The organism is Paenibacillus oralis, from assembly GCF_003863965.1.
Classification (GTDB): Bacteria; Bacillota; Bacilli; order Paenibacillales; family Paenibacillaceae; genus Fontibacillus; species Fontibacillus oralis.
The window spans coordinates 7,126,439-7,149,504 of sequence record NZ_RRCN01000001.1; the positions used below are offsets into that span (position 1 = coordinate 7,126,439).

At 47.4% G+C, this 23,066-nt stretch carries 19 protein-coding genes and 1 pseudogene; 4 read left to right on the top strand and 16 right to left on the bottom strand.

Going from position 1 to position 23,066, the window contains the following annotated elements; translation table 11 throughout:
* Window positions 1-10: 10 nt before the first annotated feature.
* Together EHV15_RS31720 and EHV15_RS31725 are read right to left on the bottom strand one after the other, a co-directional pair.
* Window positions 11-1,351: an ATP-grasp domain-containing protein gene (locus EHV15_RS31720; RefSeq protein ID WP_128634773.1), complete on the bottom strand. Its 1,341-nt coding sequence runs from the start codon at window positions 1,349-1,351 to the stop codon at window positions 11-13.
* Window positions 1,348-1,596: an acyl carrier protein gene (locus tag EHV15_RS31725; RefSeq protein ID WP_128634774.1), complete on the bottom strand. Its 249-nt coding sequence runs from the start codon at window positions 1,594-1,596 to the stop codon at window positions 1,348-1,350. Before EHV15_RS31725 ends, EHV15_RS31720 begins: the two co-directional genes overlap by 4 nt.
* A gap of 158 nt (window positions 1,597-1,754) precedes the next feature.
* Between EHV15_RS31725 and EHV15_RS31730 the strand changes: the two genes are divergently transcribed.
* From EHV15_RS31730 to EHV15_RS31740, 3 genes are read left to right on the top strand one after another with little or no spacing between them, the layout of a single operon-like run.
* The gene (locus EHV15_RS31730) at window positions 1,755-2,678 is read left to right on the top strand and encodes an AraC family transcriptional regulator (RefSeq protein ID WP_128634775.1); all 924 of its coding nucleotides are present in this window, start codon (window positions 1,755-1,757) and stop codon (window positions 2,676-2,678) included.
* Window positions 2,656-3,618, top strand: a complete 963-nt coding sequence (locus EHV15_RS31735; protein WP_128634776.1) for a BtrH N-terminal domain-containing protein — start codon at window positions 2,656-2,658, stop codon at window positions 3,616-3,618. Before EHV15_RS31730 ends, EHV15_RS31735 begins: the two co-directional genes overlap by 23 nt.
* 24 nt (window positions 3,619-3,642) lie before the next feature.
* A complete protein-coding gene (locus EHV15_RS31740; RefSeq protein WP_128634777.1) occupies window positions 3,643-3,999 on the top strand; it encodes a DUF952 domain-containing protein in 357 nt (118 codons plus the stop codon).
* A gap of 169 nt (window positions 4,000-4,168) precedes the next feature.
* On the opposite strand, the gene EHV15_RS31745 is transcribed toward EHV15_RS31740, so the two are convergent.
* The 12 genes and pseudogenes from EHV15_RS31745 to EHV15_RS31800 all read right to left on the bottom strand — a co-directional run bounded on the left by EHV15_RS31745 (window position 4,169) and on the right by EHV15_RS31800 (window position 19,168).
* Window positions 4,169-6,022 carry a LamG-like jellyroll fold domain-containing protein gene (locus tag EHV15_RS31745; RefSeq protein WP_128634778.1) on the bottom strand — a complete coding sequence of 618 codons (1,854 nt, stop codon included), beginning with the start codon at window positions 6,020-6,022 and terminating at the stop codon, window positions 4,169-4,171.
* A gap of 272 nt (window positions 6,023-6,294) precedes the next feature.
* Window positions 6,295-6,474: pseudogene (locus EHV15_RS31750) on the bottom strand (transposase); the annotation flags it as partial.
* Between the two features lie 679 nt (window positions 6,475-7,153).
* Window positions 7,154-7,579 carry a hypothetical protein gene (locus tag EHV15_RS31755; protein ID WP_128634779.1) on the bottom strand — a complete coding sequence of 142 codons (426 nt, stop codon included), beginning with the start codon at window positions 7,577-7,579 and terminating at the stop codon, window positions 7,154-7,156.
* A gap of 450 nt (window positions 7,580-8,029) precedes the next feature.
* Entirely contained in the window at window positions 8,030-8,365 is a 336-nt protein-coding gene (locus EHV15_RS31760; protein ID WP_246061848.1) for a hypothetical protein, read from the bottom strand.
* A 75-nt stretch (window positions 8,366-8,440) separates the two neighbouring features.
* The gene (locus EHV15_RS31765) at window positions 8,441-8,728 is read right to left on the bottom strand and encodes a hypothetical protein (protein WP_128634780.1); all 288 of its coding nucleotides are present in this window, start codon (window positions 8,726-8,728) and stop codon (window positions 8,441-8,443) included.
* Window positions 8,729-8,736: 8 nt separating this feature from the next.
* Window positions 8,737-8,937 (bottom strand): RHS repeat-associated core domain-containing protein, encoded by a 201-nt coding sequence (locus EHV15_RS31770; protein ID WP_178076005.1) that lies wholly within the window; start codon window positions 8,935-8,937, stop codon window positions 8,737-8,739.
* Entirely contained in the window at window positions 8,931-9,131 is a 201-nt protein-coding gene (locus EHV15_RS31775; RefSeq protein ID WP_128634781.1) for a hypothetical protein, read from the bottom strand. Before EHV15_RS31775 ends, EHV15_RS31770 begins: the two co-directional genes overlap by 7 nt.
* 340 nt (window positions 9,132-9,471) lie before the next feature.
* Window positions 9,472-9,861, bottom strand: coding sequence for a hypothetical protein (locus tag EHV15_RS31780; RefSeq protein ID WP_246061849.1), 390 nt, complete (start codon window positions 9,859-9,861; stop codon window positions 9,472-9,474).
* Window positions 9,862-14,838, bottom strand: a complete 4,977-nt coding sequence (locus tag EHV15_RS31785) for an RHS repeat-associated core domain-containing protein (protein WP_128634782.1) — start codon at window positions 14,836-14,838, stop codon at window positions 9,862-9,864. It abuts the gene before it with no gap.
* 106 nt (window positions 14,839-14,944) lie between these two features.
* Window positions 14,945-15,349: a GBS Bsp-like repeat-containing protein gene (locus EHV15_RS31790; RefSeq protein ID WP_178076006.1), complete on the bottom strand. Its 405-nt coding sequence runs from the start codon at window positions 15,347-15,349 to the stop codon at window positions 14,945-14,947.
* Window positions 15,350-15,676: 327 nt separating this feature from the next.
* The gene (locus EHV15_RS31795) at window positions 15,677-15,967 is read right to left on the bottom strand and encodes a hypothetical protein (RefSeq protein ID WP_128634784.1); all 291 of its coding nucleotides are present in this window, start codon (window positions 15,965-15,967) and stop codon (window positions 15,677-15,679) included.
* A gap of 159 nt (window positions 15,968-16,126) precedes the next feature.
* The gene (locus EHV15_RS31800) at window positions 16,127-19,168 is read right to left on the bottom strand and encodes a glycoside hydrolase family 2 TIM barrel-domain containing protein (protein ID WP_128634785.1); all 3,042 of its coding nucleotides are present in this window, start codon (window positions 19,166-19,168) and stop codon (window positions 16,127-16,129) included.
* 112 nt (window positions 19,169-19,280) lie between these two features.
* Between EHV15_RS31800 and EHV15_RS31805 the strand changes: the two genes are divergently transcribed.
* The gene (locus EHV15_RS31805; protein ID WP_128634786.1) at window positions 19,281-20,183 is read left to right on the top strand and encodes a helix-turn-helix domain-containing protein; all 903 of its coding nucleotides are present in this window, start codon (window positions 19,281-19,283) and stop codon (window positions 20,181-20,183) included.
* A gap of 189 nt (window positions 20,184-20,372) precedes the next feature.
* Here EHV15_RS31805 and EHV15_RS31810 read toward each other — a convergent pair whose 3' ends face one another.
* Both EHV15_RS31810 and EHV15_RS31815 read right to left on the bottom strand, forming a co-directional pair.
* Window positions 20,373-21,503 (bottom strand): glycoside hydrolase family 88/105 protein, encoded by a 1,131-nt coding sequence (locus EHV15_RS31810; RefSeq protein ID WP_128634787.1) that lies wholly within the window; start codon window positions 21,501-21,503, stop codon window positions 20,373-20,375.
* A gap of 27 nt (window positions 21,504-21,530) precedes the next feature.
* Window positions 21,531-23,042 (bottom strand): extracellular solute-binding protein, encoded by a 1,512-nt coding sequence (locus tag EHV15_RS31815; protein ID WP_128634788.1) that lies wholly within the window; start codon window positions 23,040-23,042, stop codon window positions 21,531-21,533.
* Window positions 23,043-23,066: the final 24 nt, after the last annotated feature.

Below are 23,066 nucleotides of genomic sequence, written 5' to 3' on the forward strand. Positions count from 1 at the left end.
CGGCCGTTCATCAACGGAGCATGGTAAACCCGGTGCTTTGCAGAGCCGGACCCAACTTATCCAATAACTGCTTTTTGTGGCCTTCGTCATGATAGGCAAGAGCCGCATACAGCTTGCCTTTGCGGGGCCCGGAGGAACGGGCCATACCTGGCGGGTTCAGAGCTCCCGAAGTTAACGGCAGCACACCCTCCCCGGTTTCCTTGGCAAACAAAATGCCAGCCTGCTCCATTTGCTCCAGCAGAGCCGGATAACAGGCATCCTCCCGGGCGAGAAGCGCCGCCTGAATCAGACAGGTTCGAATGTCCGCCTCACCAAGATAGCAATCAAACCCGTACTTAATCAGACTCATGGACTTTCTGGCATTGATCTCTACCAAAGGTGCCAGAGTTCCATCGCGCAGCAACATCGAGTCAACGCATACATGTCCAAAATAGCCGTCTGCGTAAAGCTCATTTCCAATCCTGTGCATCAGTTCAAAATAGCGCTCCCGATTCAGCCTTTCAAGTAAAGCGGCGTAAGGAGATTGGGATTCGCCGAAGGCAAAACCGTTATTGATAAGCTGCTGCACGGAGAGAATCGTAACCGTACCGGCCTGATCAATGCAAAACTGGCAGGAGAAATCCGTTTCCCGATCCAGCAAAGGCTCCAGTACAAAACGTATTTTCTTGGCTTTGTTTCTGCCGGATTCCAGGTATTTGGCCAATCTGCGCAAGATGCTCTCCGAATCTACCGTCTGGTTTCCCTTGCCGGATACCCCATAGTCATCCTTAATCAGGAACGGCCCATTTCCCAGCAATTCCAGTCCCTTTTCCAGCAAATCCTCACTGCTGCGGACTACAATTCCCACATTGGGCAAGGACAGCCTGTCCCGCATGGCGATGGAATAGACTTTGGTATTTACCCTCCGAACCGTTTGTTCATCCGGAAGATCGGGCAATAAACGGTAGCGCTGAACCATCCTTGTCGCCCCGGGCAAAACAGCGAAAGGCTCAAGCGCAGCCCCTTCGGGGATGAGTGCGCCAGCCGGGTCTTCCAGCGTTAAACCTTCCAATAATTGAAAAACATTCATTCCTTCCTGCGCCTCAGACCCTTCCCCGCTGTTCGTCGTAAGCGGTTCCAAATTGACTTTGAACGCATAACCCAGGGAATGCAAATAATCGTACTGGGCCCGGTTCATGCCATGGCGGGTCAGCAATATATCCCCGCTGCGGCAAAACACAAACAGCATTTCATCCAGCGCTGAAATGACCGACATGGCCCCGGCATCGGGCAAGGCCGGCAACGCAGCCAACTCTTCCTCCCGCCAATAGCGCTCCGCTTCGAAGCTGCCGCAATGAACGGAGCTGCTCATACCTGTACTCTGACTAATTCCGCAATATAGTTGGAGAAGGTTTCTACGGATTTCAGATGCTCCTGTTCAAAGGTGTCAAAATCAATCTCCACATTAAACTCATCTTCAACCCGCAGAATAAAATTTATGATTTGCAAAGAATCCAGCGCAGCATCAAGCATCAGATCGGATGAGCCGTTAAGAGAGCAGATGAGTTCAGGGTCTTCCTTGACTTCGGCAATAATGGCTATTATTTTTTTCTGCATCGTATTTGCCCTCATTTCTTTGTGGTTTTTAACTTGAATATAGCAAAATTTAACTTTCCAATATATGGTTGAATACGCCAAACTATTTAGTTATACTAGAGAGTAATTTATATATTTGTAATATTATGTAACAAAAGAATAGAAAGCGAGGTTTGTCCATGGGGGGGTTTCCAGTATTAACCGCAGACTATCTATTCGACCGCAATTCGCCGCTGCAAATGCTCTTATCGGAGGAAACACTGACTTCCGTATGCCATCAGTATGATTTTATGGTTGTGGCGTACGTTTATGAGGGAGAGGGTATCCACTATATTGCCCAGGATAAAATTCGGGTAGAACCGGGAGATTTGTTTGTCATTCCCCCCGGTGTAACTCATGTCTTCCAGCCGCTTGACTTTACAGGCTCACGGCCCCTTCGCATTCTGAATGTATTGCTCAAGCGTGAAGTTTTCGATATTCCCCCGGAATTAACCGGGTCCCTCTCCGAAGCAGACCTTGCCCGATTAGCGTTCTTCCGTAAGCAGACAAGCTGGTCCGGGTATAAGGATAAAGCTATGGAGCTTACCGATTTGTTCAACAACCTGCAAAAAACTTATTCCAACCAGACCTCCACCAGCCTGCCGGCGATGTATTCCTTATTGTGCCAGCTTTTTTCCAGCATTGACCCGCATATGCAGGTTCCGTTTCATGAGGAGCCTCAGATGGAAAATGACCCTTTTCACGATGTCATTCTGTTCATGCTTAACCATTTCAACCAGCGTATTTCGCTTCAGGAAATCAGCCGATATATCTCCATCAGCTCCCGTCATTTTCAACGCCTGTTCAAATACAAAACCGGGAAATCCTTCATCCAGATGCTTCAGGAAATCCGCATGAAGTACAGTTGCGTTTTCCTTGCCTTTACGGATATGCGCATCCAGAATATTGCCCTGGAGGTTGGAATCGGCGATATGAAGTATTTCTACCGTTTATTCCGCGAGTACAGCGGAATGACTCCGGCCAGCTACCGCCATTGGCAGCAATATCACTATCATTCGATTCTAGAGGGGATGATTTATAGTGCTCGACATTCAGCCCGTTAAAAGCACACCTCATCCGAGTATTCACAATTGCATCGACGATGTTATTTTCTCCGTAGCTTTATGGCTTGGAAGAGACTGCAAGTATATGTATGGGAATGCCTGGGAGTTATCGTTTACGAAGCAGCGGCTTCCCGGTCAGCCATTGATTGAATGTGTATCCATTCCCCAAACCAGCATGGAATACCTGGCTGCTTATCACGGGATCAACCTCCGCTTTGTGGAGCGTGATGATCCGGCTATGGACAGAACCTTCATGCTGAACCTGCTGGAAACAAGGCTGGCCTCCGGCATGCCCGTATTGCTCGGATTCGATTCCTACTCTTGCCCTTGGTGCAAGGCCTACAAAAGATTGCATACCAGTCACGCCTGCCTGGCTATCGGGCTGGATCGCTCCGGCAACAAGATCTATTTAATGGACGCCTACTACGGAAGGCCGATAGAATCCCTGGATTTTGACTATTTCGAGCAATCCAGCCACTTTTATGGACTTTTTACGCTTTGCGATGAGGCGCTCCTCCCCATCGACAGGTCCAACATACTGCGGACAACCCTGACAAGCACTGAAGAACATGTACAGCCCTCCCTTGTTGGAGAGCATATCAGAGCGTATGCCGACGCGTACCTGGAAACCGATATGATTATTTCAGAGTCTCCCGAATATATGTTCATGCGCTCCATGAAAATCCCCATAAGCCGGGCAAGATACAGCATTTTTCTAGAGGCTGTTTCTGAAGAATTAAGCCTGCCTGCACTTCAGGAAATATCCGTTAGATATCAGGAGGCTGCGGAACAATGGCTTTTCATCCATCAATGGATGATCAAGTGCTTGAGCTCCGGAAACAAACCGAGTCAGCGAAAAAAAGTCCATCAAAAATTATTCGAGCTTGCGCATTTGGAAGAACAGCTGTTGCATGAGCTTGCTGATATTGCAGGTCTATGAAATTTCATAAAAGGGGAGCGTAAAATGGTCATACTGCATTGTTTGAAACAAACTACATGGGAAGAGGTCAAGGATCGTTTATATTACGGAAAACAATCTATTGAGCGTGACGGATTTATCCACTGTTCTTCGATTGAAACTTTTTGGCGGGTCGCTCCAAATTTCAAGGATATTCATGAACCATTACTCCTCTTGTGCATTGACACGGACAAAGTCGAAGCACCGATAAAATGGGAAGACACCGGCAACTATGGGCAAGTTTATCCGCATATCTATGGCGAATTAAACCTGAGCGCCGTCATTAAAGTCTTGCCGTTTTTGAGGGATGAGCAAGGGAATTTTGTTTTAAATGAGGAAATAAAAAATTACTTGCAATCGTAGACAGGCGGTTTGCGGAAATAATTGTGAATCCTGAATAAGAAGAGGGGATCTTTTCAGTTCTCTTAGCATACAAAATTTAGAGCCCTAACAATATGTTGTCAGGGCTCATCATTTCATTTACAGTGAAAAGAAACCATTTTGTATCGAACTGAGTAATTCAGTTGTAATTTTATAACCCGACAATATCAATCAAATTTCCATTGGCATCATATCTATACTGATACTCTTGGCCGGATGGTAGTTTAATAGATTTAATACGTCCTGAAGCATCGTAAATATATTCAATACTTCCTGAGGGATCATCGTTAATATGCCAAACACCAACTAAATCACTTGCATGATTTACAGACATTGGCTGATACATATAGCTCCGGACCTCGTCCTCCGAAAGTGCTTTATTCCAAATCCGGAGATGTGCAATCTTACCCTTGAATTTATAGCCTTCATCGGCAAAGCCCGATATATTCGCTGAGGAAAAAACACTCCTTGCTCCTGGTGCTGGGCCTGAGGCATAAAGTTTTTGTTTAACGCCGTTTATATACAACTCATTATTTATTGAATCCGGTACCCCATTATAAAAAACCGCAGCTACATGCACCCATTTCTGTTTCAACTCTTCCGCTGGAGCTCCTATCATATTACCTTCATATGTATTGAAACCAAAATACCCATCCGCTAAATATAGATCATACCAGGAGTTCCAACTAAAAGGCATCTCGTAGTTGCCTCCTTCCCAGTACATCCAGAAATCCACCGTTGTTTTGGCTCCTGCAGCAGAATTAATGAGCAAATTATTTAAACTGATTTGGTTTGAACCGTTAAATTTTTTAAAAATTTGAGGTTCCTCTATGAGTTCCCATGCTCCTACTAATTCGTCCTGTTCACCAACAACCAGTGTTTTTTGCATGTTTTCCTTAATTTCTTTAGCATTTAAAGCTTTGTTCCATATGCGTAAATTTGCAATCTTCCCCTTGAATTTATAACCTTCATCGGCAAAACCTGATATAAATGCTGAAGGAAAGACGCTCCTGGCTCCCGGTGTTGGGCCCAGTGCATGCAGATCTTGCTTGACCCCGTTTATGTATAGCTCATTATGCGTCGGACCAGGTACTCCATTATAAAAAATCGCAGCTACATGCACCCATTTCTGTTTTAACCCTTCCGCTGGAGTTCCTATCATATTTCCTTCATATGTATTGAACCCAAAATACCCATCTGCTAAATAAAGATCATACCAGGAGCCCCAGCTAAAAGGCATTTCGTAGTTACCTCCATCCCAGTACATCCAAAATTCTACGGTTGTCTTAGCACCTGCAGATGTATTGATCGGTAAGTTGTTTAAACTGATTTGATCTGATCCATCAAAGTTTTTAAAAATTTGAGGCTCATCTATGAGTTCCCATGTCCCTACTAATCCGTCCTGTTTACCAAGAAGCAGTGTTTTTTGCATGTTTTCCTTAATCTCTTTAGCATTTAAAGTTTTGTTCCATATGCGTAAATTTGCAATCTTCCCCTTGAACTTATAACCTTCATCAGCAAAGCCTGATATAAATGCTGAAGGAAAGACGGTTCTGGACCCCGGCTTTGGACCTAGTGCATGCAGATCTTGTTTGACTCCGTTTATATACAGCTCATTATTCGTCGGATCAGGAACTCCATTATAAAAAATCGCAGCTACATGCACCCATTTCTGTTTTAACCCTTCCGCTGGGGTTCCTATCATATTGCCTTCAAATGTATTGAACCCAAAATACCCATCTGCTAAATAAAGATCATACCAGGAGCTCCAGCTAAAAGGCATTTCGTAATTACCTCCGTCCCAATACATCCAAAACTCCACAGTTGTCTTAGCACCTGCAGTTGCATTAATGGGCAGATTATCCAAACTGATTTGACTTGTTCCGTCAAAGTATTTGCCTTGCTTATCTATATTATTACTTTCAGCAAAAGACAATCCATTAAATAGAAACTGGGAAAGAAATGCAACAACGGAACATAAAACTATCAATTTTTGTTTATTCATATCTAAATGTTCCTCGCTATAAAAAATTTTTTAATTCCGAGCAGGCTCCAAACTCAATCCCTTTGCATACCCTTCTCCGGCCGTATTACCGTCAGCTATCACTTATTGCCCATTACATTTGACAAAATCCTGATTATCCCTTTTCTTTCATTATCATCTTTGGATATAGTGGGTGTAAATAAAACTTTTTTTCTTAGAGGGTCATTCTTATTAACTCAACTTTCGCAGAGCTTAAAATGGGCATAATCACAAGTACAGCATAGGACAGGCCCATCTGGTATGAAGCGCCCCTCAATTATCTCGACGCCTTTGTAATTACACATTTGCTTGAGAATATCCCTTATATTCTCTTTGTATTGATTATAGATTGCTTTTCGTCTAAACTTTGGGGTAAATACGATATGATATTTGCACATCCACTTCGTATGTGACATTTCACTTCGATTAGCCATTAATCCACCTTTTCCTTTCATTATTAATAGTAGCTTGAACAACTCTATTATAACGTTCGTGATCAGGTGGTTTTTTGTTTCGCACGATCCGCGTGCTCAACTAGCTAAAGCCACTAATCAGAACCACCCGTATAACGGGTGGTTTGCTCTTGGGGTATAACCCCTTGGTGCCAAACTGCGCCTAAAGACGCTAGCCTGACCACAAATCTGTTCAGGCTCAGTGTAATTTGTCACTTTCACTTACCAGTTAAACTGGTTTATTTCTTTTTGCTCCTATTGTCGCTGAACGGATCTTGCCGTAGTCGGAATTTCCGGTGTCTGGTCGGTGGTTAAACTGCTCCGGTTATCTCTTTGGTCGTAAGCGTACAGTTCATTGAACTGGCTGGACGTCTTAATTCGGTTCAGCGCATCGTAGCTGTAAGTGTAGCCCGTGCCGTTATCATTTTGGCCTGTGATGTTCCGGTTGTTGTCATAACCATACGAATATTGCTTAAGCGTTGCCCCATTTTGAGTAAGACAAACTCCAAATTGGTTGGATAATTTGTTTACTCAGCTCTCAGTAGCCACCACCTAAGAAAAAACCTTGAAAAGCCGAAGCCAACCAAGGTTATACAAACACATTATTCTTGATAAAATTAGCATTTATTACCAATAAGTCTCCGCAAACCATAATAGCATATTATATTTTTGATACTTTAACTATTGGTTTAAATGCTGCTAAAATGTCAACTACTTCTTCGCTTGTAACGATACAATAATGATTTAATTGCTTCTCTTCATAAAAATTACAGCTTTCTTCTTTAGCCCATTTCGATAATTTAGAATTTTGAACCTGATAGAAAAACCAATTTTGAAAGAAAAACTTGTTCTGATACTTTAATTGGACTTCACTCCAAGTTCTCATTCTAATACCCTCTGTAGAGATTCTTATTAACGATGGTATTCCATCAAAAGTTATTTCGACAACGTTCTTTTCATCATCTAAAACTACTTTTGTTCCATCCGAATTTTGGATAAGGTTTGTAACTATAAATTGCCCTTCTGGAATTACACCTTGTTCCAACCGAATCCATTCTTCTTGCATATCAATGGCTCTATTCTCCATATCTAATCTCTATACCCCTTCCGTTAGAATATCTAATCTCAAGTGTTGGGCGACCGTCTGTACTTCCAGGTCGAAAACCGCCCAGTATTTAATCAATAGTATCGTCCCAATTAACTTCCTCTGCGCAAATCTTAATTAATCCCACGTCGTCGATACCAGTAAGAATAATCTCAATATCTTCTGTGGCGGGTGATACTTTTGCATCAAGAATTTCATTACTTTCTATCGTGAATGCAACTGGTTCGATTTGAAAAGACTTTACCCCAGTGAAAGTTAACATCCCAACCTTCATTTCTGGTTTTGATTCATCATAAAAAGATTGTTTCCATTGACACAGTTCAAGGAAAACATACAGTTTTTTCTCATTTGGAACGTACTCGATATTTTCAATAATGCTATCATGTAAATCGTACGTTTCAATAAACTCTTCTAGTTTAATTTCAATCCCTCCTATGGGACAATATGAGATGCTTTTGAACCTTTTCCAACAGAATTACCATTAACATCAAGGTAATAATCTGCTTTTGTGGTACGATTTGGATTATATATGTGGTAATGATCTTTTCCTTCAAAGCCATTTGTACCTGGTCTTCCAGGGTCAAACCTAACCCTCATTCCAGTTTCAGGGTCGATGTACTCTCTAGATCTTGTATTTTTAGCCATCCCCTCGGGGGTTATATCTCTCCATCCATTTTTAACCAATTCCTGTGGATCTTTCGGTAAGTTATTTGTAGAAAACTTAACTTTACTCTTCCTCTTATTACCGCCAACCAACCCTTTTACCAACTTAACACTGTTTGAAACCCCGGTTTTTACTTAATTAAGCTGCAGCAACTTCTGATATCGCTCAACCCACAAAACCTAAACACTGGTATCGTAAGCACATCCGATAAAAGCATCCGATATCCCTGTCGGGTCTCCTTTAATATATACGGCCCCTTCGGGATACCACTTACCTTTGGCTTTCCCTGCATCAATAATAGTCCGTCCAAAATTCGTTGCGTTATCGTCCGGAATATAGTATTGTCCGCTGCCACTGCCGCTACATTTCCCAGGGTGGGAATAATATTTTCCATTAACTGTTGCTGTACACCAATTTCCCGTAGGATCGGCATAAATTAATGGATTATTTTCCACATACGTATACAAGTTTAAGCTCAATGGGGATTAATTAAGCTTCCCTCATACGTATTCTCCCCAATAAACCTTGCTGTCGCTGGATCATAGCACCGGGCACGCAGATATTGCAATTTCGTATCTGCATCCCAGTATTCTCCTGCATATCGCAGTACGTTCGGTACGGTTCCCTGTACCGTCAACGGATTGCCCCAGATATCGTAACTGTAACTGTTCAGCAAGTTGCCTGAAGCTCTGTCACATCCCCATGACCATTGGTTACATAATATTGCAGGCCCGATTCATTTGCGCCCTGGCGGCCCACCAGTTTTCCAGTCGCATCAAACACATAGCCGTAAGTAATGCCTACCGTTCCAGAGTTTACTGTTCCTTCCGCTACAAGGAGTCCACGATCATCATAATAATATCTGGTCATCTTTCTTCCCTTTGCGGCCTACCATCAGGCCATTGCCGTTGTAGCAGTAGGTGATACTCGTTCTGTCTGCCGTAGTGCTCTTTAGCCGGTTTCTAGCGTCGTATTAGTACGACACGGTAGTCGGGATTTCCGGTGTACGCTCAGCTGTTAACCTACTCTTATATCTCTCACTCCCCTTATTGCGATAATGGTATGCCGTGACGCAAAATACATATTGAGTTTATATTTCCGTCTTCACCTAAATAATACAATTAATAGGTTATTCAGTTTTACTCGGCACTAGGTAACCCCGCCAAAAAACAAACCTTGAAAGGCGAGTAACCAATCAAGGTTATGTAAATTATCTCTGCTCAAGAATTACTTCTTTACAAAATATTTTTGCCCATGGAATAGAGTAGTCAAACGTATTTATGTTTATTTGATGCAGGCCTTGATTATTGGGAACTCTTTTGAATAATACTATTGTGTTCCAGCTGTCAAAATTAATCTCTTCTTTTGGCATTAATAATAAATTATTGTTAATACAAAAATCGGCTTTCAAACAATCTTTAAATATCAAGGCTAATTCTCTTGTTTGACTCTTCGCATCTTGAATATCCCAATAGTAATCAATACCTATTAATAAATCTGTTAGATTATTAATCCACTTAACATCTATTATTATACTGTCGGTAAAATCAAACTCTCTTTCAATTTCTTCTATATTATTTGCAATTATCAGTTCAGTCACCTACTTTCCAAAATAAAAATGTGTCAGTTCTCTTAATTCCTGCCTAGAAGCGTTAGAAGGAAAATTCCCACTTTGGTCTAAATAGTTTCCTCCTTTATTTTGCACCCTAAAATATGGGGTTCCTTCTCCAGGATTTGCGTGTATACGTATTTTATTCCCCGTACTCGGGTCTGTAAATATTGTAGCAGGACCACTTTTTCTCCCCCCTGGCTCAACTACCTTATTCCATCCTTGGTTTTCTAAATTTCTAATCAAGTCCTTTGGATTAGTGTTTTTTGCTAAGTCGTTAAAGTTTGAATATCTTGTTAAGAGATTTACATTACCCTTGTCCTTTTTACTTCCAATCAACCCTTTTACCAACTTAACACCGTTTGAAACCCCGGTTTTCACTCCATTATAAGCTGCAGGAACTTCCGATACCGCTCCACCCACAAATCCTAAACACTGGCTATCATAAGCACAACCAATAAAAGCATCCGATATCCCTGTCGGGTCTCCTTTAATATAAACGGCTCCTTCAGGATACCACTTACCTTTTGCTTTTCCTGCATCAATAATAGTCCGTCCAAAATTCGTTGCGTTATCGTCCGGAATATAGTATTGTCCGCTGCCACTGCCGCTACATTTCCCAGGGTGGGAATAATATTTTCCATTTACTGTGGCTGTACACCAATTTCCCGTGGGATCAGCATATATTAATGGATTATTTTCCACATACGTATACAAGTTTAAGCTCATTGGATTAATTAAGCTTCCCTCATACGTATCCTCCCCAATAAACCTTGCCGTCGCCGGATCATACCACCGAGCACGCAGATATTGCAATTTCGTATCCGCATCCCAGTATTCACCTGCATACCGTAGCGCGTTCGGTACGGTTTCCTGTACCGTTAACGGATTGCCCCAGATATCGTAACTGTAACTGTTCAGCAAGTTGCCTGAAGCATCCCGAAGCTCGGTGACATCACCATGACCATTGGTTACATAATATTGCAGGCCCGATTCATTTGCGCCCTGGCGGCTCACCAGTTTTCCAGTCGCATCAAACACATAGCCGTAAGTAATGGCTACCGTTCTGGAGTTTACCGTTCCTTCCGCTACAAGGAGTCCACGATCATCATAATAATACTTGATCGTCTGGCCATCCTTCGTACGGCCCACCATCAGGTCATCACCGTTGTAGCTGTAAGTAATGCTCATTCCGTCTACCGTAGCGCCCTTTAGCCGGTTCTTGGCATCGTATTGGTACGATGCCGTAGTCGGGATTTCCGGTGTACGATCGGTCGTTAGGCTGCTCCGGTTATCTCTTTGGTCGTAAGCGTACAGTTCATTGAACTGGCTGGACGTCTTAATTCGGTTCAGCGCATCGTAGCCGTAAGTGTAGCCGGTGCCGTTATCATTTTGGCTTGTGATGTTCCGGTTGTTGTCATAACCATACGTATATTGCTTAAGCGTTGCCCCATTTTGGGTCGTTTGAAGCCCCGTTAAATTGAGTCCTGTATAAGTATAGGTTTTCGTGAGCCCCGTGGCAGTTGTCGTTTGGGCCAAGCTGTTGTTCTTTCGGTACGTATAGGCTACGGTCGAGATTTCTGTTCCACCGCTGTTAAGTACCTGCAATTGCTGCGGCAGCGCGGACGCTCCTTGATACGTTGTTTTGGAAGACAGTTGGTAACTGCCCAGGGTAAAGGTTTGACTTGTCCGTGCTCCGCGCCGGTCATAATCCATCGTTAGACTCGCGCCATCCGGGTACGTTAGGCTCGTAAGCTCTCCGGTTGGTGCATATGCATACACGCTTGCCCCCGTTCCATCGGTCATCGTCAGCCGGTTCCCCATGCTGTCGTACGTATAGGTAATCGTCTCGTCGCTTGCCTGATCTTGGATCAAAAGATCGCGATTGTTGTACTGATACGTATGCGTTTGGCCTTTCCGGTCGATATGCCGGATGACATTACCGTTATTGTCATAGCTGTACGTTTCTACCTGTCCCAGCGGATCGGTCCGTTTTAACAAACGCCCGATTTCATCATAGCTCTTGGTCAGGGATTTCCCGTCGGCGTACGTCAGCTTGAACATATCCCCGGCCATATTATAGCTGTAGCTGGTTGTTTTTCCTTCCGCATCGGTCACCGCGATTAATTGGGACAAGGCGTCGTACGTATACGTTGTCTTGTTCCCGTTCGCATCCGTTGTAGACAATAGATGCCCATAGTTGTTATACTCGTTGCTCGACAAAACCACACTGCCGGAAGATCTTATTTCCTCCGTTCTAATCGCCCGGCCTGCGATATCGTAAGTTTCACGGATTTGGTTGCCTTCCCCGTCAATCGTCGTTTTAGACCGGGCCGCATCATTATAGATGTACGTTGTCGTACTGGTTCCGTCATTTTCGGTCAGTGCTCGGCCATAGGCATCGTACGTATAACGGGTGGTCTGACCTTCGGCATCCGTTTTGGCGATCATCCGGTCAAATTCATCGTAAAGATAAGTACTGCTTCCCCGGGCGTCCGTTTCCTTGACCAGTCTGCCAAATGGGTCGTATTCATATGTGATCTGGCTGCCATTCGGCTGGGTGACCGTAATTTTATTGTAGGCATCGTCATACGCTGCTCTGATGCTGCTTCCATCCGCATACGTTTCCTGAATAATCCGGCCTACACCATCGTATTGGCTTGTGGTCCCATTGCCGTTCCCATCCACGTAACGGGTAATATCTCCTCGCTGGTTATAGTCGGCCCGTACTGTAATTGGCACGGCGGTCCCGGACGCATCCGTGACCGTCACCGTTTGACTCGACGGCAGTATCGAGCGGTAGCCAAACTCCTGCGTTAGGACGGTATCCGCCTGATCCCCTCTTAACCGGATGGAGGTCGGATTTCCAAAGGTATCGTACCCATAATTGGTCTGCCCCCACAGCTTGCCGCTTGAATCCACTACGGCGCTTTGGGTCAAGGTGGCCGTATTCGGATCGTAAGTATGATTCGTCGTTAAAGTGTTGCTCGCGCTGACCGGCACATTGACCATTTCGGGAACCCACTGTTGAACGGTATTCGCCGGTTTTAAAGTATACGTGTACGTGCTCGTGACCCCAAATGGATCTGTCGCCGCGGTCACCAGTCCCCATTCGTCATATTGTGTCCTTGTCGTGATTGCGGAGGAACCGCTGGAACCTGTGTAACTTCGTTGGGACGTGGCGATTGGAACGGCCCGGCGATTCGCTTCATCGTACGTATAGCTGGTTACATTCCGCAAGGTACCGTCCAAGGATCTGGAATCCACGGTATTCAAATACAGGATGTCCGGCACTCGGTTTCCAATAAAGACCTTTTTATAGCTATAGGCCGTTTCAGTTAGTCCGTCATTGACGGCCACCGAAAACGTAAAATTTTTTCCGTACGTTTCCCCAACGTCTCCTGTATAGCTAATCGTCATGGCCTTGGATATCGTTTCCGTTTGCGTACTGTAAGAGACGATGCGACTTCCATAACGCGGCTCTTCCTCCGCAGCATATTGCCCCATCCGGCGCAACACGACATCATCCAGCGAATACTGGGTGATCGCTTTTGTGGGGTGTTCTATTGATGTAAGCAGCACCCAGTCGTTCCATCCCCAGTTGAGTCGCCGATTGCTCCCTTGGTAGTTTTCATAACCACGGATCAGGTTAAACAATGTACCGGACAAAATATTATAATTATACGTCGTTACTCTTCCTGCTGGATCAATCACCTGTTTCAAAATTTCCTGGTTCCGGTTATTGGCTTCTACCGTGCCTTTGATATATTGTACGGTTTGTTGTTCACCGGTATTGGAATCGTAAGACGTGGCTGTGATTTTGCCAGAAGAATAACTCAAACTAATAAAATTGCCTAATTGTCCTGCTCCGGGATAGGTAATAACCCTTCTTAATCCGTCGCTGTTCCAGGAAAACTCAATATAATTGCCATATCGGTTCGTGATCAGGAGCGGATAGCCGCGTGAGTCAAAGTAACAACTCGTACCTCCTGTATAGTCCACCAATTGATAAGCCGCATCCGACACGCCAAATAGATCATCCAGTTTTTCTGCGGTTTTTTCGCCGACTCTCCCTACCTGCGGGCTGCGCCAAGGGTAGCCTTCGAGTTTAGCCCCATCCAAGGCGTAGGTGCCGATTCCCGGGATATAGACATACTGGATTCCCGATTCCGTTTTCATGTAAGGGATGTCCCAGATCCAGCCTTTACCCAGTCCAAAACGTTTCTCTTCCGTGGGAACCCCGGTGATATTTTTATCCCGGCTGCTTACATAAATCCGGTCTTTGCTTAAAGAACTGTCATACATCCGGGTCAGGGCAAAATCAAGTCCATTGGCTCCCTTGATAAACAAATCGGTACTCCGGATACTAAGCGAACCGTCTACGGTGGAAATGCTATCGTTGACGGAACCTACACTGTAAGGAGCTTGGTCAATTTTTAGCGGCGCCCGCTGCAGGGCAAGTTCATCGTATTTGGACGTCGCAGCCAAGGTTTTAAAAAAACCATAGGTATCCTCCGTCACTGTCTCCGGGTAGACACTTTCTGTTACCGTAACCCGGTAGACCGCATCTGTGGCGCTTTGTTGATTGAAAGCCGTGAGCGGATCAGGTTTCATGTTAGGATACAACCGGTCGAGGTAGGCTTGATATTCTCCCCCTTCCTCTTGGAACAACAACGCTTGAAAAATATCGCTCAGTTTGTAGCCTTTCACCAGTTCAGACGCGACCCAAGAGCGATCTACACCAAAGCGGTCCACTACGGTGGAGATGGTGATAATCTCGTCGGGATCAAGCGAATCGGAGAGCTTGTCCAATAGTTCATCGTAGACGCTGGAGGTGACCGTAGAAATGTCGGATTCTACCGAATCCGGCAAAGCGGCGGATTCTTCTGCAGACACATATCCCCCATTCAAAAATACAAGATCTACTACCAAAACAATGGATAATAATAATGAGATCCATTTTTTCATCTAAAAAATCTCCTTTGAACATAGTTAATACTTTACAATCTATCTTTGTTTAAAAATATAATTTAAGCCTAAATTAGTTATTTTTAGCGAACAATTAAAAAAAGTTCTAGGATATTACATCCGTTAAGTTCGCTCCAATGATAGTCACATTTCCATAGTTATCCTTTGCATAAATGTGCGTGATATATTTTCCTGATTCATTCCCATGCTTACTGAACGGAATTATTATCTTCCATTTATGTTCATTGACTTTTGTTCCCTGAATCCATGGCTGTTCCAGATCATCTTGACCATTTGCTTCAGTCCAAGTCGGAAAAAGTACTTGAGCCACTTCGCTATTAACCCCGTCTATAGTTACTTCATACGAGCCTTCACTAAGGTTTACACTAGAAGGGGCTGTTACCACTGCCGATGACGGTTTTATTATCGGAACTACTCCCCCATAAAATTTTCCATCTACGTAAACATGTGTGTTATATGTACCTGTTTCATTATGGTGCTTGCTTAACAAGATGGTGGCCTTCCATATCCCATCCGTTACCTTTTCTCCCTGTATCCGCCACAAATTGTTGGACATCTTTAGATTCACTATTTTCTGCGAATGCCGGACTAGGTGAAAGAAATATCATTGAGCCTAATAGTAATAAAAATAGATTTTATACTTTAAACAAGCTCTACTCTCCCCCTCAAGACTGAAACAATGTTCCAATTAAGATAAATACAAAAACAAAGACAGCAGATTTGAACGCCTACAACTTGGTTAGTCGCATCATAAAAATAAAATATGATCGATAACTTTGCATTCCGCATGTTTGCCAGCTTAAGCATTCCTTTTACACTATATGTACCGCCCCCCCTGAGTATAATAGTTCTGCCATATGTTCATTCCATCTTCCACAGGCAATCCCGTAGCGGTCATTTGTTGAGCTCTTTTCTCTTCAACCGCTGAAATAGCCAGCATCTCGTATGTCTCGTTAATTCCCTGCCCTATGTACATATTCCAGCCATTCGCTACATTTCCATTACTATCGAAAGTTTCAAAATCAGGATTATTTAGTAGATTGCTTTTATGAGATACATTGGACAAATTCTCATTATTATCATACTGATAAACTTGACTTACCCTCAATCCTGATTATCCCTTTTTTATCATTATCATCCTTGAATAGAGGCGTGTAAATAAAAAATATCAATTAATCAGCCTATATTTTAATAGACAAAAAAGGGAGCCCCGTAATTATAACCAGGAGCTTCCCTTTAAATAAACACCTAGAAATTTTCGATTATATCAATCCCCCTTAAACACCGGCGCCACCGTCAGCTCGAAATCAAACGATTTCTCCTTGAACTGGTATGCCTCAGCAAGCTGTGGTCCGCATGAGCCCGAGCCTGCCCCGCTCATTTTGTAGTCGATCGACACGATCGTTTCGTCACGTCTCGTGAGCTCGTAGATATGCCGGGCCCCGGTCAGGTCCTCCGGCGTGTAATGCAGGGCCTGGAAGGAGAACGGCTGCGGCGAGCGGAATTCCAGCCCCATGCCCAGTTCGCTGGAAGCGATCGCCCATTCCGTCCCGTAGCGGGAGCCGTTTTCCTGCGGCATAATGTAAGATTCAAACATGTCGTCCACGGTAAGCAGGTATTTGCCTTTGCGGACGCTGGCCCGCTTATCGACATAGCTTTCATGCGGACCGTAGCCGTAATACTCGATCTCCTCGGTCCCTTTCGGCATCGTCAGCTCCAGGCCAAACCGCGGCAAAAACGGAAGATCCTCGCGAACCTCGACGTGCACGGCCAGCTTCACTTCACCGGTCGGCACAAACGTCCATACCGCCTGCCCGCGCAGGAACGGACTAAACGTATATCCGCCCAGCGAAAAATCGATGCTCACCTCGACCGCCGCGTCCGAGCGTTGTTGCCACCGGCTGCCGTACACCTTCATGCCGGCGCGGTCCAGTCCCGCCGCCTCCCAGGCTTTACGAATGTACATGTCGTTGTCCATCGGCGCCCGCCAGATGTTGAACCGGGCAGGTTGCTGCAGCAGCGAAACGCCATGCTTCGATATACGGTTGACTGCCCCGGTCCGCAAATCAAAAACATGCTCGAAATCGAAGCCAGTCACCGTCAGCAGGCCGTCGTGCTCCCTGGCGCCCATAAACTCGGCGTAATGCTCGCCTAGCGGCGGTTGAACCTCCAGCGCGGCCGCCTTCGCTCCCGAAAACTCGAATTGATAGAAGGCGATCTCGTAGCCCTCTTCCGCCCAGCGGTTATCCTGCTGCTGCCGCACCGAGCAGGTCAGCACAAACGGCCCCGGATGAAGCTCCTGCGGAAGCAAGAAAGGAATCGTCAGCGGCTGCGTTTCCCCGGGTTGCGCCGAAAGCGGAGCCGTCCGGCCCTGCTGCAGCGTTTCGCCGCCCCGCTCCAGCTTCCAGCTCACCGCCAGGTGCGACAGGTCCAGAAAATCGTAGCGGTTCAGCACCCGGAACCGGCCTTGCTCGGCATCCTCCGCTTCGATCAGCACCGGCGCGATCACCTGCTTTAATTCCAACAGCCCGGTGTGCGGCTTACGATCCGGTGACACGAGGCCGTCGATGCAGAAGTTGCCGTCGTTCGGCTTATCGCCGAAGTCGCCGCCGTATGCAAAATAACTTTCACCGTCCGGCGTTCTGGCCGCGATCCCGTGGTCGCACCACTCCCATACACAGCCGCCCATCAGCTTCGGATAGGCATAAATAACGTTCCAGTAATCCTGCAAATCGCCCGGGCCGTTCCCCATCGCATGGCTGTATTCGCACAGGAACAGCGGCTTCGTGTTGTTTTCGTCCTTGGCGTATGCTTCGATTTCCGGCACCGGCGCATACATCCGGCTGTCCATGTCGAGGTTTTCCGTATTGGGATCGCCATGATACCGAGCGGCCGCTCCCTCATAGTGGACCGGTCTCGACGCATCTCGCGCCTTGGTCCATTCCGCCATCGCGATATGGTTCGGGCCGTAGCCGGATTCATTGCCCATCGACCAGATGATGACCGAGGCGTGGTTTTTGTCCCGTTCAACCATCCGCACCGCCCGCTCGACAAAAGCTTCTTTCCAGGCCGAGTCCACCGTTAATTTATGAAAAGAACCCTCCTCGATTTTCCCGGTCTGCGTCACCCCATGGCATTCCAAATCCGCCTCGTCGATCACGTAAAACCCGTACTCGTCGCAAAGCTCGAGGAATCTCGGATCGTTCGGATAATGCGAGGTGCGGATCGTATTGATGTTGTGCCGCTTCATCAGCTTCAGGTCCCGGATCATGTGGTTCAGCGGAACGGTCTGCCCGAGCGCCGGATGCGAATCGTGGCGGTTAACGCCTTTGAGCTTGACGGCCCGGCCGTTGATTTGGAAGACGCCGCCCGCGATCTCTACCTTTTTAAAACCAACCCGGAACCGCAGCACCTCCGCTCCCGCATACAGCAAAAGCTCATAAGCCCTGGGCTGCTCGGCGTTCCACAGCTGCGGCTGCGGCACGTCCAGCTCGATGGCGCCCTGGCCGTCAATCTCAGCCTTTTGTTCCCCAACAAGGTTCCCGTCCGGGTCGCACAGTTCGGCTTTAACCGTGATGCAGCCGGTTGTGTCGATTTCCGAACGCAGCTTGCCCGTGGCCAGATCATCCGATAACAGCGGTTTGTTGAACACGTCGCGCACATGCGCCTTGTCCCGGGACAGCAAATATACATCACGGTAAATGCCGGAAAAACGCCAAACGTCCTGATCCTCCAGGTAAGTGCCGTCGCACCATTTCAGAACCAGAACCGCGATGCGGTTGCGGCCGGCCTGCACATACGGGGAAAGATCAAACTCAGCCGGAACGCGGCTGCCTTGGCTGTAGCCGGCAAACCGGCCGTTCACCCATAAATAGAAGCAGGCGTTCACCCCTTCGAACACGATATAGGTTTCCCGTTTCATCCAATCAGACGGCAAATTGAAATCCCTTACATAAACGCCCGCGGGATTGTCGTCCGGCACGAAGGGCGGGTCATAAGGAATCGGATAGTTGACGTTCGTATAATGAAGCTGGTCGTACCCGTTCGTCTGCCAGCAGGAAGGCACGATCAGGTCGTCCCAAGCGGCGGGATCCGTGTCTTGTTCAAAAAAACGGTCATCGATTTCACGCAAGCTGCGGTGATAACGGAACTTCCAGGCGCCGTTCAAGGTCTGGTAAAAAGGCGAACGCCCGCGTCTTCCCGCCCTGGCCGCTTCGGCTCCCGCGTACGGAATAAAGGAAGCTCTCGCCGGCAGGCGATTTACGTGCAGGGTGGACAACGTTTCCCAATATTTTTCCAACTCGATCATGGCTTCACTCTCCTAACAGGTTTGCTCTCATTATAGATGTGAGCTATAATCGGGCGGAAGCGACAAATCGGACAAAACACCGTACAAAATGGACAAAAAGAGGTGACGCCCCATGGAACTGCTCCCGCTCAGAAGCAATTTGACCCATTCCCTGCGCGAGTTTCTGCCGCTATCCGTTTATACCGCGGGCACAGAAATTCAGCCGCCGATCACGCGAATGAAAGGTTTTTCCGCCCATCAGCTGTTTCTTACGCTCTCCGGCTCGGGGCGGTTTCGCCAGCTACAGTTAGATAAGGACAAATGGGACACACTCAGCGCAGGGCAACTCTTGTACATCCCCGCTGGCTGCGCGCATGAGTATATGCCGTATGGAGAACAACCTTGGTACGTCGGGTACGTTACGCTGGTGGAGAATTTCGGAGACCTGCTAAGCCGGTGGGGATTCCATCATGCTCCAAAAAAACTGCAGTTGTCGGACGTGTCCCTGTTTACCGGTCCGCTCCGGGAAATCTGGGAGCGCTCCGGCGCGGATAACGATCCGTGGCAAACGACGGATTTGCTGTTGTCCCTGCTGCTGGCGATCGTCAAGGATACCGCCGCCGCCGGGACGCCCGGCAAACCGTCTCCCGAATCACCGCAGCACGCCCTGCCGCCCGCTTCCTACCGGGAATCGGTCGTTGACGTGGCCGTCCGCTTCCTTCACGACCATATGAACCGGCCGATCACCATCGCCCGGCTGGCGGAGCATGTCGGCTATTCGCAAAAACAACTGACCCGCCTGTTCCGCCAGTCGATCGGCCTGACGCCGCTGCAGTATTTGCAGCAAATCCGGCTCAGAACCGCGCGCCTGCTGCTGCAGGATCACCCCGAGCTAACCGTCAGCCAAGCCGCGTCCTACGTCGGCCTGGAGCCGGTTTATTTCACGCGGCTGTACAAACGCGAGTTTCACCGGCTGCCTTCGGAAGATCGCGGCGAAGGGACATTGGGCTCGCCGACCAGTTCGCCCAGGCGGTGATCATATTCCTGAATCACGATTTCGCTTGATTTGTTGCCCTCGCGGATGCGATAACCCCCCAGGCAATTGAGCAGCCGCCGCGCTCGCGGCTTCGATGGCGGCTTAAATCGCTGCGGTCGTGGGCGTTATACCATCACCGATCGCGCCTAAATCGGCAATGTTGTACACTTGCATCCTTTTTCCTCCTGTTCAAGGGGCCCCTTTCATATCCTCGAGCCATTCCACCTCGGCGCAGGCCTGCAGAAACGCCCCAACTCCCTTTAGATCGTTTGTAATGATCGGCTCGCTGATGTAATAAGCATAGGTGCCGTCCCGGCGATCCTCTCCGCCCAGCCCGGCCACCTGGCAGTTTTTGTTCAGATTGACCCAGCCTTCTTTCGTTTCCAGCACAAATTCGTTAATCAGCCCCCGGTAAGCCTTATCCAACGTTTTCCGCCAACCGTCAGCATTCAGCACCCCAAGGCGGATTCCTTTAGCGATGGCAAACACGATCATGCTGGAAGCCGACGCTTCCAAATAGTTGCCTTTACGTCCGCCCATATTCACGACCTGATACCAAACGCCGCTTGCCTCGTCCTGGTAATTCCGCAAAGCCGTCAGCACCTCGGCGAATATCCGGACAAGCTCGGAGTAATCGCGATGCCCTTGCGGCAGCAGCTCCAGCACATCCGCCAAGGCCATGACGTACCAGCCCAGGGACCGGCCCCAGAAATTCGGGGACAAACCGGTGGCGGGATCGCACCAGGGTTGAACTTTTTTTTCATCCCAGGCATGATAGAGCAGCCCCGTATCGGCGTCCTTCGTATGCTTTTCGCACAAAATAAACTGCTTCGTCACATCGTCCAGGCCGTTTCCATCTTCGAAAGTGAGCAAATACTCTAAATAGAACGGCGCCCCCATATAAAGGCCATCGAGCCAAATTTGATAAGGGTAAATCTGCTTGTGCCAAAATGCCCCCTCCGATGTGCGCGGATGCGCGGCCAGCTGCGATCGCAGCAGGGCGGCCGCTTGCCGGTACTTCTCCAAACCGGTTTCCCGGTGCAGCAAAAACAGCAGCTTGCCGTTATTCAGGTGGTCAATATTGTATTCATCCTTGCGGTATCCCCGCACGCTTCCGTCTTCCCCAATAAAATAATCCATATGATCGCGGATATACTGAAAATACTTGCGCTCCCCCGTCCGTTTCCAAACAAGCGCAAAGCCCTTTAGCACCACGCCGTAATCGTAGGACCATTTGCCGTTATACCCCTTCTCGTACAATTTCGGCGTCCGCTCCATCACGGATAACGCGGTTTTTACAGCCCATTTCATCTGATTCATCGATCATTGCATCCTCCCGTCGAAAGCTTATTTATATGCGGCTTCATACTCGCTGATAATTTTGCTGCCCCCGGATTGCTTCCATTTCTCAACCTCCGCCTTGAACCCGTTTAAGTCGAGGGAGCCGAAAATGTATTTATAGGTGGCGTCCGTAATAATCTTTTGCAGCTCCGACCCCATGGTCGTAAAGGTTTCCGATTCCAGCGAATAAGCCGGATTGTAGACCGCGTATTGCTCATTTTCCAAAATCAGTGCGGCGGCTTCGACCTTCAGCGGATCGGCATCGTGAATTTTATAACCGGGCTCCTTGGGACGGGAAGAGGAGAACGGTTGGACTTCCTGCTCCCACTTTTCCTGATCCGTAATCGTTACGGCTTTATTCGCGTCAATGGAATAATGAACGCCTTCAATGCCATAGGTCATCAAGGTGAAGATCTCTTCATCCATCAGATCGTTCACGAATTTCAGAACACGCTTCAATTCCGCTTCATCCTTGACTTCGGATTTGGGGAAGGCCAGCAGCCCGCCAATTCCGCCGTTCCCCGCCCAGATCGCCCGGTCGCTTTCGTTGCCGGTGAAAGTAATGTCGTTGACAAGGGCAATCTCCATATCGTCCTGAATTCCCTTTGCACCATTCAGCAGGTTCTTGCCGTCAAACAAGGCGCCGACATAAATCCCTGCCTTCCCTTGGTTAAAGCCCTCCTGTTGATCCTTCTTGGCCGTAACGGCAAAATCCTGGTTAATATAGCCTTTTTCATACAATTCTTTCATATAATCCATCGTTTTGATGTATCCCTCGGTTTCAAACTCCGGTGTAAATTTACCGTCTTCGCTGACTTCCCAGTTGTTGGGGGCGCCAAAATAAGAGCTCAGCGTCTTAAATGCTCCGTAAATCAAATCGCTGCGGTCGATAAATCCGTACGTGTCTTTTTTCCCGTTGCCGTCCGGATCCTGCTCGGTGAAAGCTTTAGCTACAGCCATTAATTCATCGGTTGTTTTAGGTACTTCCAGGCCCAGCTTATCCAGCCAATCCTTGCGGATCACCACGCCATTGCGGGCCACGTCCTTGAGAAAAGGAACCCCGTACAGCTTGCCGGCGATTGAAGCGGCCCGCCGCTGTTCCTCGGAAATCGCCGCCAGATTCGGGAATTCATTCAGGTAAGGCTCGACCTCCCAGAACATCCCCGATTTAAGCGCGTTGCGTACGGATGCGTTCTCAAGTATGGTCAGGGAAACGATGTCGGCCAGCGAGTCGGACGCAAGCGCGGTATTGATCCGCTCCTCCTTGCTCGCGTCGGGAACCCAGGAAAACTTGATTTTCGTATTCGTCTTTTCCTCGATGAGCTTCTGAATATCGCCCGTAGGCGTAGTAGCCGTATGCAAGATATTCATCCAGGTGATGTTAGCCGGCTCTTCACCTCCAGCACTTCCGCCTCCTTCGCCCGCGCCGGTGGTTGCGCTTTTCCCGTTGCCGCAGGCGGACAACAAGAGGATGATGGCGAACCCTAAAACTGCCAATTGCTTCATTTTCAATTTCATTTTTATGCCCCTCTCTTTTCATAA

What these genes read in the sequence shown, in the direction of transcription:
- EHV15_RS31755 (WP_128634779.1), bottom strand. Translation starts at nt 7,579, where the DNA reads ATGGAGAATAGAGCCATTGATATGCAAGAAGAATGGATTCGGTTGGAA.
- EHV15_RS31775 (WP_128634781.1), bottom strand. Translation starts at nt 9,131, where the DNA reads ATGACCAGATATTATTATGATGATCGTGGACTCCTTGTAGCGGAAGGA.
- EHV15_RS31815 (WP_128634788.1), bottom strand. Translation starts at nt 23,042, where the DNA reads ATGAAATTGAAAATGAAGCAATTGGCAGTTTTAGGGTTCGCCATCATC.
- EHV15_RS31740 (WP_128634777.1), top strand. Translation starts at nt 3,643, where the DNA reads ATGGTCATACTGCATTGTTTGAAACAAACTACATGGGAAGAGGTCAAG.
- EHV15_RS31810 (WP_128634787.1), bottom strand. Translation starts at nt 21,503, where the DNA reads ATGAATCAGATGAAATGGGCTGTAAAAACCGCGTTATCCGTGATGGAG.
- EHV15_RS31800 (WP_128634785.1), bottom strand. Translation starts at nt 19,168, where the DNA reads ATGATCGAGTTGGAAAAATATTGGGAAACGTTGTCCACCCTGCACGTA.
- EHV15_RS31805 (WP_128634786.1), top strand. Translation starts at nt 19,281, where the DNA reads ATGGAACTGCTCCCGCTCAGAAGCAATTTGACCCATTCCCTGCGCGAG.
- EHV15_RS31725 (WP_128634774.1), bottom strand. Translation starts at nt 1,596, where the DNA reads ATGCAGAAAAAAATAATAGCCATTATTGCCGAAGTCAAGGAAGACCCT.
- EHV15_RS31785 (WP_128634782.1), bottom strand. Translation starts at nt 14,838, where the DNA reads ATGAAAAAATGGATCTCATTATTATTATCCATTGTTTTGGTAGTAGAT.
- EHV15_RS31730 (WP_128634775.1), top strand. Translation starts at nt 1,755, where the DNA reads ATGGGGGGGTTTCCAGTATTAACCGCAGACTATCTATTCGACCGCAAT.
- EHV15_RS31720 (WP_128634773.1), bottom strand. Translation starts at nt 1,351, where the DNA reads ATGAGCAGCTCCGTTCATTGCGGCAGCTTCGAAGCGGAGCGCTATTGG.
- EHV15_RS31745 (WP_128634778.1), bottom strand. Translation starts at nt 6,022, where the DNA reads ATGAATAAACAAAAATTGATAGTTTTATGTTCCGTTGTTGCATTTCTT.